An 18,303-nucleotide genomic window follows, 5' to 3' on the forward strand; every position below is an offset into this window, starting at 1 on the left:
AGACGGCGGGAATTGCCAGCCGATCAACTCGCTTTCACGCGCTCGATATGCGCACCGACGCCCGCCAGTTTCTCCTCGACGCGCTCGTAGCCACGATCGAGGTGATAGACACGGCTGACGACGGTCTCACCTTCCGCGGCCAGCCCTGCAAGGATCAGCGACACGGAGGCGCGCAGGTCAGTCGCCATCACCGGCGCCCCTTTGAGCTTCTCGACGCCGTGGACCGTCGCATGACCGCCATGGACGTCTATATTCGCCCCCATCCGCACCAGCTCGGGCGCGTGCATGAAGCGATTCTCGAAAATCTTCTCTTCCAGAACACTGGTGCCCTCAGCGGTGCAAAGAAGCGCCATCATCTGCGCCTGCAGGTCGGTCGGGAAGCCGGGGAAGGGCTCGGTCGTCACGTCGACTGCGCGGATGCGGCCATTCTTGCGCGCGACCTTGAGGCCGGTATGGGTCTGCTCGACCGAGATGCCCGCCGCGTCGAGCTTCTCGCAGAAGCTCTCCAGCAGATCGATTCGACCGCCAAGACATTCCACCTCGCCGCCGCAGATCGCGGGTGCGAGCATATAGGTGCCCAGCTCGATCCGATCCGCCACGACCGGGTGGGTCGCGCCGTGCAGGCGGTCCTTGCCCTCGATCACGATTTCGGAGGTGCCGTCGCCCTCGATCTGCGCCCCCATCGCGCGCAGGCATTTCGCCAGATCGACGATTTCCGGCTCGCGGGCTGCATTCTTCAGCACCGAGGTGCCCTTCGCGAGCGAGGCCGCCATCAGGAAGTTCTCGGTCGCGCCAACGGAAGCGAAGCGCATCTCATGGGTGGCGCCTTTCAGCCCGCCCTTCGCTTCGGCATGCAGATAGCCATCCTTCAGCTCAATCTCTGCCCCGAGCGCTGCAAGCGCATCGACATGGATATCCATCGGGCGCGCACCGATCGCACAGCCGCCCGGCAGCGACACGACCGCATGGCCCAGACGCGCCAAGAGCGGCCCGAGCACCAGATTCGAGGCGCGCATCTTGCGCACGATTTCATAATCCGCGACCGGGTTGATCTCGCCGTGACACGAGGTCGCCAGAACCTTGCCCTCCTGCAGCGCGGTCACTTCCGCGCCGAGGCTCGCCAGCAATTCGGTCATCGTGCGGATATCCGACAGGCGCGGCGCATTGGTCAGGGTCAGCGGCTCATCGCTGAGTAGCGTGGCCGGCATCAGCGCGAGACAGGCGTTTTTCGCCCCCGCGATCGGGATTTGGCCGGAAAGTGGCCCGTTGCCGCGTACGACGATGCTGTCCATGTCAACTGCCCTCGGATTCGTTGTTATTCGGCGGCTTGGATTCGGATTTGCGGGCGCGCGCCTGCGCCTTGCGCCGCTGCAGATTCGCGCGCAGCGCCTGCGCCCGACGCTCTTCGCGGCTCAATTCCGCATCGCGGGACGTGCCCGATCCATCTTTCTTTCCGCCTGTCATGGCGCCTCGTTTAACCCGCCTGTGAAATCCTGTCGAGAGAGAGCAAGATTTACCCTTGCACCCCTTCGCGATTGCGTCTAAATCCCCGCCACGGTCGAAGCGACGGACCGAAACCGGCGCTGCTGTAGCTCAGCGGTAGAGCACTCCCTTGGTAAGGGAGAGGTCGAGAGTTCAAGTCTCTCCAGCAGCACCACCTTCCCCCTTCCCGAGTAAAACCACCGCCTAATCGGCGCGAATCCCGTAGCGGCTGATCTTGTCGTTCAGCGTCCGCCGCGCGATGCCGAGCGCCTGGGCGGCCCGTTCGGTATTGCCCCGGCAGCGTTCGAGCGCGGCGCTGATCTCGCGCGCCTCATAGGCCGCGACCCTGTCGGCGAGGCTTTGCGGGGCCGAGGGCGCCTCGGTCGGCGCGTCGGGCAGATCGAGGCCAAGCGCGAAGCGTTCCGCCGCTGCTTTCAATTCGCGGACATTGCCGGGCCAGGGGCGGCGCTTGAGCTGTTCGCGCAGGCTATAGGGCAGGTCCGGGACCTCGCGGCCATAGCGGCGTGCGGCAAGCTCCGCGAAATGGCGAAACAGCAGAACGATATCCTCGCCCAGAGAGCGCAGCGGATCGAGCGTGATCTCGGCTCCGGCGAGGCGATAGAACAGATCGGCGCGGAAGCTGTCATCGAGCGTGCGCGCGCGCAGGTCCGATTTCGTCAGCGCGATGATCCGCAGATCGAGCGGGCGCAGGCGGTTTTCGCCCAGACGCTCCACCTGACGTTCCTGCAAGGCGCGCAGCAGTTTGGGCTGCACCGCCGCCGGCATAGCCTCGACCTCGTCGAGCACCAGCGTGCCGCCCGAGGCCGCCTCCAGCTTGCCAGGCTTGTCCTGCGCACCGGGAAAAGCACCCGCGACATGGCCGAAGATCTCGATCTCGAACAGCGTCTCGGGCAATGCGGCACAGTTGAGCGCAACGAACGGACCCTGCGCGCGCGGGCTGGCCGCATGAAGCGCACGGGCGACCAACTCCTTCCCCGTCCCGGTTTCCCCCGTCACCACGAGGTCGATCTCCAGCGGGCCGAGCGCCGCGATTCGCGCGCGCAGCGCCGCGATGGCCGCCGACTGGCCAAGGATCTCCGCCCCGTCGCGCCGCGCGATCTCGTCTTGCAGCCGCCCCAGCTCGGTCCGCGTCGCGCGGGCCCGAAGCGCCCGATCGACCACCGCCAGCAGGTGCCGTGCGTCATAGGGTTTCTCGAGGAAGTCCTCCGCGCCGAGCTGCATCGCCTTCACCGCATGCGAGACATCGCCATGCCCGGTGATCATAAGCACCGGCAGATCGGGACTGCGCGCCTTGAGCGCCTCCAGCAAGCCGAACCCGTCGATCCCTGGCATCCGCAGATCGCTGACCACCAGATCCGGCAAACTTGACGCATCGAGCGCCGCCTGCGCATTGGCAAACCCCTCGCAGTCATAGCCGCCCGCCTCGATCAGATCGGCGAGCGCCGCGCGGTGGTCGTCATCATCTTCCACGACATGGATCAGTGCGGTCATACCGGCTCCTTTTCGCGCACCCGTGTGAGCGTCACGATCATCTGCGTGCCCGCCCCCGGCGTCGAGCGGATATCGAGGCGCCCGCCGATCTCGGACAGGATCGCCTGCGAGATCGCAAGGCCGAGGCCAAGCCCCGAACCCTCCTCCTTGGTCGAGAAAAACGGCTCGGTCACACGCGGGACGTCTTCGGGGGCGATGCCGGGGCCGTTGTCGCGGACGCTCAGATGCAGCTCTTCTTCCACGCCCTCCAGACGCAGCTCGACTTCGGGCGCGGGCTGCCCCTCGACCGCATCGAGCGCATTCAGGAGAAGGTTCACCAACACCTGTTCCAGCCGCACCCGTCCCGCATTGGCGTAAAGCGGACCATCGGGAACCACCACGCGCGGCTTGATCCCGAGCGCACGGGCGCGCGGCGCGACCAGCTCCAGGGCACTTGCCGCCACCGCGCCGATCTCGATCCGCTCCAGCGCGGCGGTGTCCTTGCGCGAGAAGCTTTTCAGGTGCTTGATCGTGCGCTGCATCCGGCGGATCAGGTTGCGCGCGGTCTCGATGCGGGCGACCGTCTTTTCGGTGCTGCGCGCGGCACCCATCTCGGCGGCGGCAAGGGTCGCCTCCATCGCGGCGAGCGGCTGGCTGACCTCATGCACGATCGCGGCCGACATCCGGCCAAGCGCGGCCATCTTCTCGGAATGGATCAAGCCTTCCTGCGCGGCGCGCAGTTCCGCCTCGGTCTGGCGGCGGGCCTCGATCTCGCGGCCAAGGGCGCGGGTGCGCTCGGCCACCTTGTGTTCCAGCATCTCGGATTGGCGCAAGCGCAGCGCCACGAGCTGCCGCCGCTGCGCCTGTGTTTTCGCCAGCGCCAGACCCAGCACCGAGGCCAGCGCCGCCGTCACCCCCGCGATCAGCGCCGAGAGTATCGCGGGCTGCACCGGGGCGGCGGCCACCACCGTCCAGCCCTCGCCGAAAGCAGCAGTCTGGCTGCGCAGCCGCGCGCCGCTCGCATCGAACATCCACGCGGCGCTGCCTTGCATCAGCGGCCCCTGTGTCGCCGGATCGCGCCCGGGATAGGTCTTCAGATCGGCCAGCCGCGCGCGCGCCTCGGGGGCGAGCGGATGGAGCGGGTGATAGAGCCAGTCGGGATTGCCCGAGAGGAACACCACCCCATCGGGATCGGCCACCGCCACCGCCTGCCCCGCCTGTGCCCAGGCCTGTTGCAGCGGGTCGAGGTCGACCTTCACCACCACCACACCGGGCGGACCATCGCGATCCCCGATCCGCGCAGAGAGGAAATAGCCCGGGACCCCGGTGGTCACCCCGATCGCGTAGAAGGCGCCCTGCCCGGTGGCGATCGCATCGCGGAAATAGGGGCGGAAGCTGTAGTCGTGGCCTACGAAAGAGGCCGGGCTGTCCCAGTTCGACGCCGCAAGCGTTACGCCCTGCCCGTCCATCAGGTAAAGCTGATCGGCCCCCGAGAGCCCCAGAACCTCGGCAAGGTAGCGGTTCGCCGCGAGATCCGCGCCGGGTGCATCGGGCGTGCCGATCACCGCGCGGATGCGGGCATCCTGCCCCACCACGGCGGGCAGGTAGCGGAAGCGGTCAATCTCGGTTTCCAGCGCGCGCAGGGTCAGGATCAGGCTGCGGTCAAGCCGCGCGTCGATGCCCGACAGCGCGATGCGCCACGCGCCCACCGCCGCCGCGACGGAGATCGCGCAGACCGCGATCACCCGCCAGAATGTCATGCGCGCGGCAGGCTTGGCCATGCGCCCTCCCTCTCGATCGCTCTCAGCCGTCGCCCGGCTCGGCGGGGCAAGGCGCGATCCGGATCGGTGCCTCGCGCTCGGCTCCGATCACCTGACAATCGACCGAGCACAAAGTCCAGCCCGAGACCGTCGCCCCCGAGGCTGCCAGTTCCAGATCGGGCACGTCGGGGCCGGTCGTGCTCCAGACCCACCAGCCATCCTCGAAATGACCGCCCGGACCCGGCTCCATCCCCGCGCCCGAGCCTTTCACCGCCGCGCCCACAAGGCGCAGCGTGTCGTGATCGGTCACCTGCCAATGTTCGCGCCAGCCCTCTTTCTCGACCGAATGGGTCCATTCCAGCGAGAACTGGCCCGAGGGCGCCAGCGCGATCATCGCAGCCCCAACCATGAGGCAGGTCGCGCTCATGCCGTGGCCCGCGCGCGGCGCAGCCAGAGCGTCGCGCCGAAGGCCGCGACCAGTGCGAAGCCGATCTCATCGGTCAGCGGCAGCGCGGCGATCAGCGTGAAGCCCGCGACCATCGCAAGCGCACGTTCCCAAAGCGCCAGAGGACGGCCCAGCCAGCCGATCACCGCCACGCCCCAGAGCGCGAGCGCCAGCAGCGCCTTGATGATGATATAGGCGACGGCGGGCCAATAGCCGATCTCGGCGGCAAGCGGGCCGCCATCCTGCAGCATCAGCGCGGGCGTATAGACCGCCATGAAGGGCACGACGAAGCCGGCGGCGGCGACCTTGATCGCCTCGAAGCTGATCCGCAGCCCGCTTTCCTTCGCGATCGGCGCGGCGGCGAAACAGGCCAGCGCCACAGGTGGCGTCAGGTCCGCAAGGATGCCGAAATAGAAGACGAACATGTGGCTCACGATCAGCGGCACGCCGAGGTCCAGAAGCGCCGGGCCTGCGATCGAGGAGGTGATGATGTAGTTCGGGATCGTCGGAATCCCCATGCCCAGCACGATGCAGGTGATCATGGTCAGGATCAGCGAAAGGAACAGGCTCGACTTGCCGACGCCGACGATGAACTGCCCGAAGGTGGTCGCGGCCCCCGTAAGCGTCATCACCCCGATGATCACGCCGACCAGCGCGCAGGCAATCCCCACGGGCAGTGCGGTGCGCGCGCCATCGGCAAGGCTGTCGCGGCAGATCGCCAGCGTCTCGCGCCCGCCCTTGTTGAAGGCGTTGATCGCGACCAGCACCGCCACCGCGCCCAGCACCGCCCAGATGCCGATCTCGAAGAAGGCGGCTGCGACCAGCGCGATCACGACCCAGAAGATCATCCGCAGCACCTGGTTCGGCAGGCCCAGCGCGACCGAGCCGCCGAGGATCAGCAGACCCGTCAACGACAGACCCACCGTGCCCGCGAACAGCGGCGTGTAGCCCGAGAACAGCAGGTAGACGAGCACCGCGAGCGGCAACAGCAGATACCAGCCCTCTTTCAGCGCCTTGCGCGGGCTAGGCAGTTCGGATTTGGCAAGACCGCGCAGATCGCGCTTGCCAGCCTCGAGATGCACCATCCAGAAGGCGCCCGCGAAATAGAGGATCGCCGGGATCAGCGCGGCTTTCACCACCTCGACATAATCGACGCCCAGCGTCTCGGCCATGATGAAGGCGACCGCCCCCATCACCGGCGGCATGATCTGCCCGCCCATCGACGAGGTCGCCTCGACGCCGCCCGCGAAGGCCGGGCGATAGCCGAAGCGCTTCATCAGAGGGATGGTGAATTGCCCGGTGGTGACGACATTCGCCACGCCGGACCCCGAGATCGTGCCCATCAGACCCGAGGACAGCACCGAGACTTTCGCGGCACCGCCCATCTTGTGGCCGACCATGCCAAGCGAGACGTCGGTGAAGAGTTTGATCATCCCGGCTTTCTCAAGGAACGAGCCGAAGAGGATGAAGAGGAAGATATAGGTCGCTGAGACATAGGTCGGGATGCCGTAAATCCCTTCGGTGCCGAAGCTCATCTGCTCGATCACCTGCTCGAACGCGTAGCCGCGATGGTTGAGCGGCGAGGGCAGATATTGCCCGAACATCGCATAGGCGAAGAACGTGCCCGCGATGATCGGCAGCGCTGGCCCCATCAGCATCCAGGCAGCGGTGAAGACGGTGATCAGAAGCACCACGCCGACCACGAGATCGAGCGTGTTCGGATCGCCTGCGCGCAACAGGAGCGGCGTGTATTCGATCCATTGATAGGCGGCGACGGCCACGCCACCGGCGGCGAGCAGGTAGGCGACGGAACGCCCGAGCGGGCCATAGCCCTTGGCAAGCGAGAGGAGCGGGAAGCCAAGCGCCAGCAGGAAGCCCACATGGACCGCCCGCGCGATCTGGCTCGAGGGGTTGATCACATGCGCGGCGAAGGCGATCTGCCAGACCGAGAAGGCCACCGCGAGCCAGAACAGCACGCGCCCCTCGCGGCTATGCGGGAACCCGTCTGCCAGCGGGTCATGCACCACGGCATCGACCGCCGCTTCCTTATCCATATCCATCACTCTCTCCTCCCTCGAAAGGCGAGGGCGACCCGCCCGAGCGCGCCGCCCTGCCCATGTGTCTGCGCGGCGTTACTTCAGGATACCGATTTCCTTGTAGTAACGCTCGGCGCCCGGATGCAGCGGGATCGGAAGACCCTGCACCGCCGCCTCGGCCGAGATCCCATTGGCCGCCGAATGCGCCGCCTTGAGCGTGTCGAGATGTTCGAAGAGCTGCTTGGTCATCTGGTAGGCTTCCTCGTCGGACACGCCTTCACGGGTCACGAGGATATTCGTGATCGCCACGGTCGGCACATCCGCGTCCTGGCCCGGATAGGTGCCCGCCGGGATCACGCCCGCCTTGTAGGGCGCGCCCAGTTTCTCGGCGATATCGGCCGGGATCGCGACGAAGGTCACGTCCTGCGTGGTCGAGAGGTCCTTCAGCGCCGCGTTGCCGAGGCCCGAGGACTGGAAGGTCGCGTCGAGCTGGCGGTTCTTCATCAGTTCGACCGATTCCGAGAACGGCAGATACTCGACCTTGCCCAGATCGTCATAGCTCATGCCCGCCGCGTCGAAGATCTTGCGCGCGTTCAGTTCGGTGCCCGATTTCGCGGCGCCGACAGAGAGACTCTTGCCCTTGAGATCGGTGATCGTGGTGGCACCCGCATCCTTGAGGGCCGCGACCTGAATGAAGTTCGGGTAGATCGCCGCGATGGCGCGCAGCTTGCCCAGCGGCGCCTTGAAGCCTGCCTCGGGGTTACCCTCCCAGGCGTCCTTCACCGAATCCCCCAGCGCAAAGGCCAGCTCGCCCCGGCCCTGCTGGAGCAGGTTGAGGTTCTCGACCGAGGCCTTGGTCGACTGCACCTGCACGCGCGCGTCAGGCATCGTCTCGCCATAGACTTCCGACAGCGCCACGCCGAGCGGATAGTAGACGCCCGAGGTGCCCCCGGTGAGAATGTTGATGAAGTTCTCGGCCTTCGCGACGGGCGCGCTCAGCGCCACGGCCCCGGCGATCAGCGCGCCGAGCTTGATGTTCTGGAACATCCTTTCCTCCCATATGACATTGCCCGCATTGAAAGCGGGACTGGCTCTAGGATGCCCGGTTTCGCGCAGGGATCAATTCAACTCACACCGCTGCGACAAGAAAGCTGGCAGATCTCTGCGCGGGCTCTGGCGGGGTTCTGCCACGAGCGCCGCGCAAAGCCGATATGCCGGGCAATTTCCGCCCCTATTTCGCTGGGCGCTTGACGCGCATCGCCCTATCTGCTCGGAAATACCTGATTTTCGTCTTCAAAGTCCCCATGCGCTCTTTGCCTCCCTTCCGATACGCCCCCGACCACTGGCCCCCTGCATTGCGCTGGGCGGTCCTCCTCGCGGGCTCTGCGCTTCTGGCCTTCGCTCTGAGTCTCGCGCATCTCTCGGCGGCGCTTCTTCTGGGGCCGATGGCGGTCGCGATCGCGCTTGCCGCGAGCGGCGGGGCGGTGCGGCTGCCGCCTTTGGGCTTCATCGCGGCGCAGGGTGTCGTGGGCGTGATGATCGCCTCGAAGCTTCCCGCCTCGATCCTGCCCGAGATCGCCCGCGACTGGCCGATCTTCCTTGCCGGAACGCTCTCCACCGTGCTGGGGGCGAGCGCGCTCGGCTGGGTGATGGCGCGGGCGGGCGGCTTGCCGGGCACGACGGCGATCTGGGGCTCCTCCCCCGGAGCCGCGACCGCGATGACGCTGATGTCGGACGATTACGGCGCTGACATGCGGCTCGTCGCCGTCATGCAATATACCCGCGTCGCCTGCTGTGCGATCGCCGCCACCGCTGTCGTGCAGATTTTCGGCGTGGCGCAGGCTAGGGAAGTCGGCGCGGCACTCGCCGAGCAAGGCCCGATGGACGTCCTCGCCGCGGTCGAGACGCTCGCGCTCGGGATCGGGGCTGCCTTTCTGGGCGTGCGGCTGCGCATTCCGGGTGGCGGCCTGCTGCTGCCGATGGCCTTCGGACTGATCGCAAGCGCCTCCGGCTTGCTGACGATCACGCTACCCCAGACCGTGCTCGCGATCAGCTATGCGGTGGTCGGCTGGGGGATCGGGATGCGCTTCACACGCGCCGTGCTGCGCCATGCCGCACGGCTGCTGCCGCGCATCCTCGGCTCGATCATCGCATTGATCGCCCTCTGCGCGGCCTTCGCGATGGGATTGGTCTATTTCGCCGGGATCGAGCCTGTGACCGCCTATCTCGCCACCAGCCCGGGCGGCGCGGATTCGGTGGCGATCATCGCGGCGGGCACACAGGTAGATGTGCCCTTCGTCATGGCGATGCAGATCGGCCGCTTCCTGCTGGTGCTGATCGCAGGTCCCGCACTCGCCCGCGCATTGTCACGCAGGCGAGGCGATGTCTGAAGGCACGTTCAGTTTCTGAACTGGGTGTCGCCGTGATTGTAGGGCTGCTGCTGGATCATCAGCACGCCCGAATTGTCATCGGGATCGTTGTCGTAGTGATCCTTCTCGGTCACGCCCGGCAACTGCCCGAACGCCTTCGACAGTTTCAGCGGCGAGAAGGTGAAGGGCACCTTGTCGTGCAGCCACGGCATGTCGCGCAGCGCGCTCGACACCGAATCCGCGCACATCATCTTGTTGACCGAGCCGTTGCGCTCCACGCGGGCCATCAACTGATCGGCCTGCGCCATCGTGATCGGAAGCTTCTGGGCGCGCACATACCAGCTCTCGCGGGCATGGTAGTCGATGTAGAATTTCCGCATCTTCTCGGTAATGCCGAAATGCACATCGTGGCGCTCGGGCGCCCAGGGATGATTCCAGGTGCCTGCCGGATCGAAGATGATCCGCTCACGCCCGTTGATCAGCAGCGCCGAATGCCCGCCCGAGCCGGTATTGGTCGAGATCACGGTATAGAGCGTGACCGAAGGCGGTTCGTCGGAAACATAGCGATATTTGGCGACCTCGGCATCCGAGGCATAGATGTTATCCGCCCCGCAGCCAGCCAGAAGAAGCGGCAGCATCAGGCAGACAAGAAGCACGCGCATCATCTGCCCGATCTCCCGTTCCCAAGCATGTCTTTTTCAGCCGCCGCCGGTCGCGTCAGCCGCCTACGAGAGCGAGAAACACCAGAAAGCAGATGATCACAATCACCGAAATCGTGACGAAGCGAACAAAACCGCTGAATGTTCTCTCCTGGTCACGAATGTCCATATTGCCCGGTTTATACTCGGCCATTGCGCGTTCTCCCTTTTGCGCTGTCTCCCAGAGGGAAAACTAGCCGAGCCGCGACAAGCTGTCACGCCTCGTCTTGAGGGTTCGCGCTGTCAGATGCATTTTCTTCTTCCAGCGCGCGGGCGAGCCGGAAGCCGATACGGCGCGCCGCTTCGTCCGCGACCGGTTTCGGCTGCGCGATCAGCATCACGTTGAGCTGGTTCGCCCAATGCCCGGGAACCCCGTCCTTTAGGGCGGGGAGGGATAAGGCAGTTTTATGCCGTCGGCGCTCTCTGTTTCCGCACATAGTCGCGGATGACATCGAGGGGCGGCCCGCCGCAGCTGGCGGCAAAGTAACTCGGCGACCAAAGGCCCTTCGGGCTGCGGCGCCGCAAATCTTCACGGTCGCGCAGCAATAGCCGCGACCCGACCCCTTTCAATGAGTTGACAAGCTTCGCAACCGGCACTGTTGCTGGATACTCCAGCAACAGATGCATGTGATCGTCCTCGCCATCGCATTCAACCACAGTGGCGCCGAAGCCTGCGGCGACTTTCTCGAAGGCACCTTTAAGACGCTGATGAGCATCAGCGTCAAGAAGACCACGCCGGGACTTGGTTACAAAGACCAAGTGGACATGGAGGTCGCTAACAACTTGTCTTCCCGATCTATATTCCATATTGAGAACCCTAAGACCAAATGTTATAATTTGACTATGCAGACGATCCGTGGCCATGTCTACCGGCTCAAGCCGACGCCGGAGCAGGAAGTCCTGCTCGCGCAGACGGCTGGCGTCACGCGCCTAGTCTACAATCTGGCGCTAGAGCAGCGGCGAACATGGGGCGGCCGGCCTTTTGCCGGCGGCGATCCAAGGAATTTCGGTGCGAAAGGTCTTTCGCGCGAGCTTTCAGAGCTTCGTAGCGACTTCGACTGGATCCGTGCCATCAGCCAGACTGCGCAGAACCAGGCCCTGATCGATCTCGATCGAGCCTATGCGAATTTTTTCGAGGGGCGGGCCGGATATCCGCGCCCGCGCAAGCGGGGCGCGGCGGACAGTTTCCGCCATGTTGGCCGCGAGATCGCGCTGCGAAAATTGAACGCAAAATGGTCAGAGGTCCGCATCCCGAAGATCGGCTGGATCCGCTATCGCGACACCCGTCCGCTGCGCGCCCGGGCCGATGGCACGGTCGAGATCCGCAACGCGACGCTCCGGCGCCGCCCCGACGGCGGCTGGGAGATCTCGATCGCAACCCGCTGCGAGATTGAAGAGCGGCTGGTTCCGGCCGCCGCCGTGGGCATCGATCGCGGCGTGGCCGTGCCCTACGCGCTTTCGACCGGGGAGATGGTCCATCTTCCGAAGACGGTGAAGCGGCGCCGGGCCGCGATCCGCCGCGCCCAGAAGACGCTGTCGCGCCGCAAGCGGGGATCGGCCCGTTATGCGCGGGCGCGCCGCCGCCTGGCCACCCTGCGGGCGCGGGACGCCCGGGTCCGGGCCCACCTGGCCCATGTGCTGTCGCGCCGATTGGCGCGGGATCATGGGCTGGTGGCGATCGAGGATCTCAAGATCGGCGCCATGACCCGCTCTGCGCGCGGCACGGCGGAGGCGCCGGGGCGTAACGTGGCGCAAAAAGCCGGGCTGAACCGGGAGATTCTGAACGTCGGCTGGCATGCGCTGGAGCGCATGCTCGGCTACAAGCTCGAGGAAACGGGAGGGATCCTGATCAAGGTCCCGGCCGCTTACACCAGCCAGACCTGCGCCGTATGCGGCCATGTGGATGCGAGGAGCCGCGAGAGCCAAGCTCTCTTCGCATGCACCGCCTGCGGCGCGCAAACCAATGCCGATATCAACGCGGCGAAGAATATCCTGGCCCGGGCCCTCGCCCGGGACGAGGATCAGCGGGGGAACGCTCCGTTGCTGGACGTGGAGGCTCAGGCATCAGCCGCCCATGAAGCGTCAACTCATCTCGGCCCGGAGCGGTTCGATGCCGCATAGGGCCGAAGTGGAAATCCCCGCCCTTCAGGGAGGGGAAGATGTTAAATGCTGGATGAGCTGCGTGCGCGCGCCGTATTCGTCGGTGCCGTCGAAAGTGAGGATGTCGGGGTCGAAAAAGCCGATCCCCTCGATCTGCAGCACGCCCGCCTCGCCGCCGGTGAGGCCAAGAACGACCTCCTCGTCTTCCTGCAGCTGCTCTTCGAAGTTCTGGATATAGAGCAAAACCCGCTCATAAGCCCATTGCGCCGGGCTCTTATCCTCGGGCCGCCCGCGCGCCAGTTCGGGCGGAAGCGGTTTGACCTCGGCGGTCTTGGGCGCGTTCTCCGAAGTATGCACCACCTTCGCATTCGGAAGGGCGGCTTCCTCATGGGCTTCGGCGGTGGTGCGTATCTCGGTCATTTCAGGCTCCAGAGCCAGGCGCCGTCCTCTCGCAAGGTGCGGCTCACCTCCCCTTTGTGCCAAAGATGGTTGAGATGCGCCATCGCTTCGACCATCGCGAGCCCGTGGGTGCTCTGGTCGATCTGTCGTTTGAACAGCGGCGGGAAGCACTCGCAGGCGGTGCGCGGGGTGTCGAGATGCTTGCGCAGTCGTTTCAGCGCGCCCTCATGGTTCTCGATCATCTGGCGCAGCCGTAGCGGCAGCCCGGTGAAGGGCAGCTTGTGGCCGGGCAGCACGAGGTGACGATCCTCCGCGATCTCGGCAAAGCGCGCGCAGGAGGTCAACCAGTCGGCCAGCGGGTCGGCCTCGGGTTCGGTCGCATAGACGCCGAGATTCGCCGAGATCGAGGGCAGAAGCTGATCGCCGCCCAGAACCAGATCGTCGTCCAAGCTCCACAGTGTCGCATGTTCGGGCGCGTGTCCGTCGCCTATCTTCACCGCCCAACGCCGCCCGCCGAGGGTGATCTCGTCGCCCTCCACGATCCGGGTAAAGCCAAGCGGCAGCGCATGCACGCAATCGGCGAAGTTGAAGGGACGTTCATTGGCGCGCTTGTCCAGAAGCGCCGGGTCCATACCGGCGCGCCGGTAATAGGTCAGCGTCTCGGCCACGGGCCGGTCCTGCGGGTCGAGTTGCAGCATCCGCGCGAACAGCCACGAGGTGCGTGTCGTGATCAGCTCGGCCCCCTGCTCCTGCAGCCAGCCCGCCAGCCCAATGTGATCGGGGTGGTAATGCGTCACCAAGACCTTCGTGACCGGCTTGCCACCCAGCGGACCATCCATTGCCGCCTGCAGCGCCGCGCGGCATTTGCGCGTGTCGATGCCGGGATCGACCAGCACCCAGCCATCGCCTTCATCGAGCGCGAAGCAATTGACGTGATCGAGCGCCATCGGCAGCGGCAGACGGATCCACATCACCCCGGGCGCGACCTCGATCGCCCCGCCCGGCCCGGGCGGCTCCGCCCAAGGGTAGCGGATGCCATTCATCGACACGGGAGCGCCGTCGCCCCTCATGCCTCGAGATCTTCGACGCTCAGCGCGTAGAGCCCTTCCGCCCCTTCCTTCGCCTCGGCCAGCGAAGCGGCGTAGGCGGGCATCAGGCGACGGATATAGACGGCGGCCAGATGCCCGCGCGCGGAATCGCGGCCCTCGGCCATCGCGGCGCGCAGGTGGTAATAGCCACCCAGCACCCGCGCGAAGGCGTCGAGATAGGGCACGGCACCGGCGAAGCGGTCCTGCATGCCCCGGCTGACCATCCATTCGGTGTGCTCGCGCAGCTCCTCGGCGGCCTGCCAGACGTCTTCGGCCAACACCGGGAAATCGCCCCGCGCGCCCTGCGCCTCGTCCTCGATCTCCTGAAGCAGACGGAAGGCAGCCTTGCCCTCGTCCATCATCTTGCGGCCCACAAGGTCCATCGCCTGAATGCCGTTGGTGCCTTCGTAGATCGTGGTGATCCGCACATCGCGCAGATATTGCGCCGCGCCGGTCTCCTCGATGAAGCCCATGCCGCCATGGACCTGCACGCCGGTCGAGGCCACGCGGATGCCCATATCGGTGCCGTAAGCCTTCGCGATCGGCGTCAGCAGCGCCGCGCGGGCCTGCCAGTTCGCATCACCCGTCGCGCGGCCCATATCGATCGCGACGCCACAGGCCAGCGCGATCGAGCGTGCCGCGAAAATCTCGGCCTTCATGCACGCCAGCATCCGGCGCACATCGGCATGCTCGACGATCGGCGCGAATTGCACCCGGTCCTTCGCATAAGCCAGCGCCTGCTGATAGGCGGCCTCGGCCACACCGATGCCTTGTGCGCCGACGTTCAGACGCGCGTTGTTCATCATCGTGAACATCGCGGCCATGCCCTTGTTCTCCTCGCCGACGAGCCAGCCGGTCGCACCCTCATAGCTCATCACGCAGGTGGGCGAGCCGTGGATGCCCAGCTTGTGCTCCAGCGAGACCACTTTCAGCGAGTTGGCCACGCCCGGCTTGCCGTCGGCATCCGGGATCAGCTTCGGCACCATGAAGAGGCTGATCCCCTTCGTGCCGGGGGCCGCATCGGGAAGACGCGCCAACACGAGATGGCAGGTATTCTCGACGCAATCATTGTCGCCCCAGGTGATGAAAATCTTCTGCCCCGAGATCGCATAGGTGCCGTCATCGTTTGGCACCGCCTTCGTCTTCAGCGCGCCGACGTCGGAGCCCGCCCCCGGCTCGGTCAGGTTCATCGTGCCCGACCATTCGCCCGAGATCAGCTTGGGCAGATAGAGCGCCTTGATCTCGTCGGAGGCGTGATGTTCCAGCGCCTCGATCTGGCCCTGCGTCAGCAGCGGGCTGAGCTGCAGCGACAGGTTTGCGCCCGAGAGCATATCGTTGAAGCCGACATTGAGCGCCTGCGGCAGCCCCATCCCGCCATGCTCCGGGTCCGCCGCGATGCCGATCCAGCCGCCCTCGGCCAGCGCCGCGAAGGCCTCCTTGAAGCCGGCGGGCGAGCGCACAACCCCGTTCTCCAGTTTCGCGGGCGTCAGATCGCCCTCGCGATTGGTCGGCGCGATCACCTCGTCGCACAGTTTGCCGCCTTCGGTGAGGATCGCCTCGACCATATCGGGGGTCGCCTCGGCGAACAACTCGGTGGCCGCGACCGGTGCGAGCGGCACGACATGGTCGAGAATGAAGCGAATATCGGTGACGGGGGAACGGTAAGTCATGGGTCTCCTCCGGGCAGCTTGGCAATTGCCGCGCGCGCGTCTATGTCCTGTCGGGTTGCCGATACCCTACCGCAAGGGCAGCCCCCTTCAACTCCAACGCTGCGTCACGACTGCATGAGCCAAGACACGAAACTCCTTTCCGCCGATGCCGAGGGTTATGCGAAGGCAGCCGCCCTACTACGCGCGGGCAAGCTGGTCGCGATGCCGACCGAGACGGTCTACGGGCTTGCAGGAGACGCGCGCAACGACCGCGCGGTGGCGGCGATCTTCGCGGCGAAGGGGCGTCCGAAGTTCAATCCGCTGATCGTGCATCTGCCGTCGATCGAAGCCGCGGAAGAAATCGCCGTGGTCTCTGACGATGCACGCCAGATCGCCGCGCGCTACTGGCCGGGACCGCTGACGCTAGTCCTGCCGCTGCGCCCCGAGGCCGGGCTCTCCGATCTGGTAACGGCCGGGCATGACACGGTCGCGATCCGCCTGCCCGCGCATCCGGTCGCCCGCGCGCTGCTGACCGAATTCGGCGGGCCGCTGGCCGCGCCCTCGGCCAACCCATCAGGCAAGATCAGCCCGACCACAGCAAAGCATGTGATGGACGGGCTGAACGGCAAGATCGCGGCGGTGATCGATGGCGGCCCCTGCGAGGTCGGGGTGGAATCCACTATCCTCGCGCTCGACCCGCCCGCGCTGCTGCGCCCCGGCGGGGTCGCGGCCGAAGAGATCGAGGCGCTGATCGGCCAGCCGCTGCCCACGGGCGGCGACGCGGCCAAACCCAACGCGCCGGGGCAACTCAAATCGCATTACGCGCCGGGCGCCGCGGTGCTCCTGGACGTGACCGCACCGCGCCCTGATGCGGTCTGGATCGGTTTCGGCGGCGATTGCCCGACCGCCGATCTGAACCTCTCGCCCTCGGGCGATCTGACCGAGGCCGCGGCGAACCTCTTCGCGATGCTGCGCAAGGGTGACGCGCTTGCCCAGACGCGCGGCCTCGCCACGCTCGCATTCGCCCCGATACCGGAAACCGGCCTCGGGCGTGCGATCAACGACCGCCTGCGCCGCGCAGCAGCTCCGCGCGACTGACCGCCTCTTCGTTTTGGCTTAAATATCCCGGGGGTGAGGCGCGGACGCGCCGAGGGGGCGGAGCCCCGATCAGCCCTCAGGCATGCCCCGCCGCAGCCGAAAGCGTCCGGGGGTCGATCCCCATGCCTTCCAGCGCGCGCACCCATTTCGTCTCATGCTCGGCATCGAGCGCGAGATCGGCGTCGCTGTCGGCGGTGAGCCAGCCATTGTCGAGGATTTCCTCCTCCAGCTGACCCGGCCCCCAGCCCGCATAGCCCAGCGCCATCAGCGCCTGGTTCGGGCCGCGCCCCATCGCGATATCTTCGAGAATGTCGCGCGTGCCGGTCATCCGCAGGCGATCGGTGACCTCCATCTGCCCCTCGCCGGTCGTCCAGTCGGGCGAATGCAGCACGAAGCCGCGCCCGGTCTCGACCGGGCCGCCAAAGAGGATCGGTTGGTCGAAGCGGATATCCGCACCGGGTCGTTCGATATCTAGGCTTTCGAGAAGGTCCGAGAAGGCGGGCGTCGGCAAGGGTTTGTTGATGATCAGGCCCATCGCACCCTCGTCGGAATGGGCGCAGACGGCGATCACCGAATGCTCGAATCGCGGATCGCCCATACCGGGCATCGCGATCAGAAACTTGCCTGTCAGGTCCATCTCGCTCCCCTTCGCAGTTGCATCCCATCTCTATTCAAGGTGGCGCGAGGGGCGCGTCTATTCAAGCCAGACGCAGGAATTGTTTCGCATTGCGGCGCGCCGGGACAAAATGTTGCACGCTTCTGTCGCGTTTGTGACTTCTGAACGTGCAGGGAAGCGACTAGGTAAAACATATGACACGTTTGTTACCAGTCATGGGGATCCTGCTTGGCTGCTGCCCGCTCGGCGTGGCGGCCCAGGAAGCTGTCGCGCAGATCGCCGCGCAAGAGCAGGTCACGCCGCAAGACGCGTCCATGCCCGCACTGCCGACGCCCCCGGGGCTGGAACAGGCGCAGCTGCGCGCAGGCGGAAAAGGCGCCAACGGCACCCGCATGGCGGCGCTGGAGATCGCGCTCGCGCCCGGCTGGAAAACCTATTGGCGCTCGCCGGGCGATGCGGGCATCCCGCCGCATATCCAGTTCACCGGGTCGAGCAACCTCGCCTCGGCCGTGGTTCACTGGCCCGCGCCGGAAGTCTTCCTGTCCTCCGGCATGCGCACCGTCGGCTATCACGACGGCGTCGTGCTGCCGATTTCGGTGACGCCGAAAGATCCGGGCAAGCCGGTGCAGTTGAAAGCCGATGTGATGATCGGGATTTGCGACAATATCTGCGTGCCGGTCAGCCTGCATCTGCAGACCGAGGTCACCGGAGACGGCACGCCCGACCCGAAAATTCAGGCGGCGCTCGCACGTGAGCCGCGCCAGATCGACCCGCAGACGCGCTGCGAGACGGAGCCGATGAAGGATGGGGTCCGGTTGACGGCACGGGTCGATCTGCCGCCCGCGATCGGCACGGAAAACGCGCTTCTGGAACTCGCCTCGCGCCCGGTCTGGGTCTCCGAGGCCGAGAGCCACCGCGAGGGCGATACCCTCGTGACCAGCGCCGATTTCGTGCCGCCGGACGCGAAGCCCTTCGACCTCGACCCCAGCGATCTGCGCATCACCGTGCTCTCGGATCGCGGCGCGGTCGAGATCATGGGCTGCACCGAGTAATCAGCTCTCTCAGAGGTCAG

At 66.1% G+C, this 18,303-nt stretch carries 19 protein-coding genes and 1 tRNA gene; 5 read left to right on the forward strand and 15 right to left on the reverse strand.

The window, feature by feature from the left end:
• Positions 1–23: 23 nt before the first annotated feature.
• Together murA and BMI87_RS22550 are read right to left on the reverse strand one after the other, a co-directional pair.
• A complete protein-coding gene (murA, locus tag BMI87_RS11985) occupies positions 24–1,292 on the reverse strand; it encodes a UDP-N-acetylglucosamine 1-carboxyvinyltransferase (RefSeq protein ID WP_078521738.1) in 1,269 nt (422 codons plus the stop codon).
• A 1-nt stretch (position 1,293) separates the two neighbouring features.
• On the reverse strand, positions 1,294–1,464 hold the full coding sequence (locus BMI87_RS22550) for a hypothetical protein (protein WP_165756964.1): 171 nt from the start codon (positions 1,462–1,464) through the stop codon (positions 1,294–1,296).
• 118 nt (positions 1,465–1,582) lie between these two features.
• On the opposite strand from BMI87_RS22550, the gene BMI87_RS11990 reads away from it, so the two are divergent.
• Positions 1,583–1,657, forward strand: a tRNA-Thr gene (locus tag BMI87_RS11990).
• Positions 1,658–1,686: 29 nt separating this feature from the next.
• Here BMI87_RS11990 and BMI87_RS11995 read toward each other — a convergent pair.
• From BMI87_RS11995 to BMI87_RS12015, 5 genes are all read right to left on the reverse strand, one after another.
• Positions 1,687–2,994 (reverse strand): sigma-54 dependent transcriptional regulator, encoded by a 1,308-nt coding sequence (locus BMI87_RS11995; protein WP_078521739.1) that lies wholly within the window; start codon positions 2,992–2,994, stop codon positions 1,687–1,689.
• Complete coding sequence (locus BMI87_RS12000) at positions 2,991–4,754, reverse strand: ATP-binding protein (protein ID WP_078521740.1); 1,764 nt, start codon at positions 4,752–4,754, stop codon at positions 2,991–2,993. The genes BMI87_RS11995 and BMI87_RS12000 overlap by 4 nt, the downstream gene beginning before the upstream one ends.
• A 22-nt stretch (positions 4,755–4,776) precedes the next feature.
• Complete coding sequence (locus BMI87_RS12005; protein ID WP_078521741.1) at positions 4,777–5,160, reverse strand: DUF1850 domain-containing protein; 384 nt, start codon at positions 5,158–5,160, stop codon at positions 4,777–4,779.
• A complete protein-coding gene (locus BMI87_RS12010; RefSeq protein WP_146681591.1) occupies positions 5,157–7,238 on the reverse strand; it encodes a TRAP transporter permease in 2,082 nt (693 codons plus the stop codon). The genes BMI87_RS12005 and BMI87_RS12010 overlap by 4 nt, the downstream gene beginning before the upstream one ends.
• 72 nt (positions 7,239–7,310) lie before the next feature.
• Positions 7,311–8,261, reverse strand: coding sequence for a TAXI family TRAP transporter solute-binding subunit (locus BMI87_RS12015; RefSeq protein ID WP_078521742.1), 951 nt, complete (start codon positions 8,259–8,261; stop codon positions 7,311–7,313).
• Between the two features lie 257 nt (positions 8,262–8,518).
• On the opposite strand from BMI87_RS12015, the gene BMI87_RS12020 reads away from it, so the two are divergent.
• On the forward strand, positions 8,519–9,604 hold the full coding sequence (locus BMI87_RS12020) for an AbrB family transcriptional regulator (protein ID WP_078522114.1): 1,086 nt from the start codon (positions 8,519–8,521) through the stop codon (positions 9,602–9,604).
• An 8-nt stretch (positions 9,605–9,612) separates the two neighbouring features.
• Here the strand turns inward: BMI87_RS12020 and BMI87_RS12025 are convergent, their stop codons facing one another.
• The 4 genes from BMI87_RS12025 to tnpA form a co-directional block, all read right to left on the reverse strand.
• Positions 9,613–10,248, reverse strand: coding sequence for a hypothetical protein (locus BMI87_RS12025; RefSeq protein WP_246831640.1), 636 nt, complete (start codon positions 10,246–10,248; stop codon positions 9,613–9,615).
• 52 nt (positions 10,249–10,300) lie between these two features.
• Positions 10,301–10,435 (reverse strand): aa3-type cytochrome c oxidase subunit IV, encoded by a 135-nt coding sequence (locus BMI87_RS12030; RefSeq protein WP_078521743.1) that lies wholly within the window; start codon positions 10,433–10,435, stop codon positions 10,301–10,303.
• Between the two features lie 61 nt (positions 10,436–10,496).
• Complete coding sequence (locus BMI87_RS22935; protein ID WP_256376240.1) at positions 10,497–10,619, reverse strand: hypothetical protein; 123 nt, start codon at positions 10,617–10,619, stop codon at positions 10,497–10,499.
• Positions 10,620–10,686: 67 nt separating this feature from the next.
• Complete coding sequence (tnpA, locus tag BMI87_RS12035; RefSeq protein ID WP_078522116.1) at positions 10,687–11,088, reverse strand: IS200/IS605 family transposase; 402 nt, start codon at positions 11,086–11,088, stop codon at positions 10,687–10,689.
• 36 nt (positions 11,089–11,124) lie between these two features.
• Between tnpA and BMI87_RS12040 the strand changes: the two genes are divergently transcribed.
• Positions 11,125–12,402 carry an RNA-guided endonuclease TnpB family protein gene (locus tag BMI87_RS12040; protein ID WP_078521744.1) on the forward strand — a complete coding sequence of 426 codons (1,278 nt, stop codon included), beginning with the start codon at positions 11,125–11,127 and terminating at the stop codon, positions 12,400–12,402.
• Positions 12,403–12,426: 24 nt separating this feature from the next.
• Here the strand turns inward: BMI87_RS12040 and BMI87_RS12045 are convergent, their stop codons facing one another.
• From BMI87_RS12045 to BMI87_RS12055, 3 genes are read right to left on the reverse strand one after another with little or no spacing between them, the layout of a single operon-like run.
• A complete protein-coding gene (locus tag BMI87_RS12045) occupies positions 12,427–12,801 on the reverse strand; it encodes a hypothetical protein (protein WP_078521745.1) in 375 nt (124 codons plus the stop codon).
• On the reverse strand, positions 12,798–13,850 hold the full coding sequence (locus BMI87_RS12050; RefSeq protein ID WP_246832690.1) for an MBL fold metallo-hydrolase: 1,053 nt from the start codon (positions 13,848–13,850) through the stop codon (positions 12,798–12,800). Before BMI87_RS12050 ends, BMI87_RS12045 begins: the two co-directional genes overlap by 4 nt.
• Positions 13,847–15,538, reverse strand: coding sequence for an acyl-CoA dehydrogenase (locus tag BMI87_RS12055; RefSeq protein ID WP_078521747.1), 1,692 nt, complete (start codon positions 15,536–15,538; stop codon positions 13,847–13,849). Before BMI87_RS12055 ends, BMI87_RS12050 begins: the two co-directional genes overlap by 4 nt.
• Positions 15,539–15,652: 114 nt before the next feature.
• On the opposite strand from BMI87_RS12055, the gene BMI87_RS12060 reads away from it, so the two are divergent.
• Positions 15,653–16,615, forward strand: a complete 963-nt coding sequence (locus tag BMI87_RS12060) for an L-threonylcarbamoyladenylate synthase (protein ID WP_078521748.1) — start codon at positions 15,653–15,655, stop codon at positions 16,613–16,615.
• A 76-nt stretch (positions 16,616–16,691) separates the two neighbouring features.
• Here the strand turns inward: BMI87_RS12060 and BMI87_RS12065 are convergent, their stop codons facing one another.
• Complete coding sequence (locus tag BMI87_RS12065; protein ID WP_078521749.1) at positions 16,692–17,252, reverse strand: YqgE/AlgH family protein; 561 nt, start codon at positions 17,250–17,252, stop codon at positions 16,692–16,694.
• 173 nt (positions 17,253–17,425) lie between these two features.
• On the opposite strand from BMI87_RS12065, the gene BMI87_RS12070 reads away from it, so the two are divergent.
• A complete protein-coding gene (locus tag BMI87_RS12070) occupies positions 17,426–18,283 on the forward strand; it encodes a protein-disulfide reductase DsbD domain-containing protein (protein WP_078521750.1) in 858 nt (285 codons plus the stop codon).
• Positions 18,284–18,303 lie beyond the last annotated feature (20 nt).

The sequence above is a fragment of the Thioclava sp. F28-4 genome (assembly GCF_002020045.1).
GTDB classification, from domain to species: domain Bacteria; phylum Pseudomonadota; class Alphaproteobacteria; order Rhodobacterales; family Rhodobacteraceae; genus Thioclava; species Thioclava sediminum.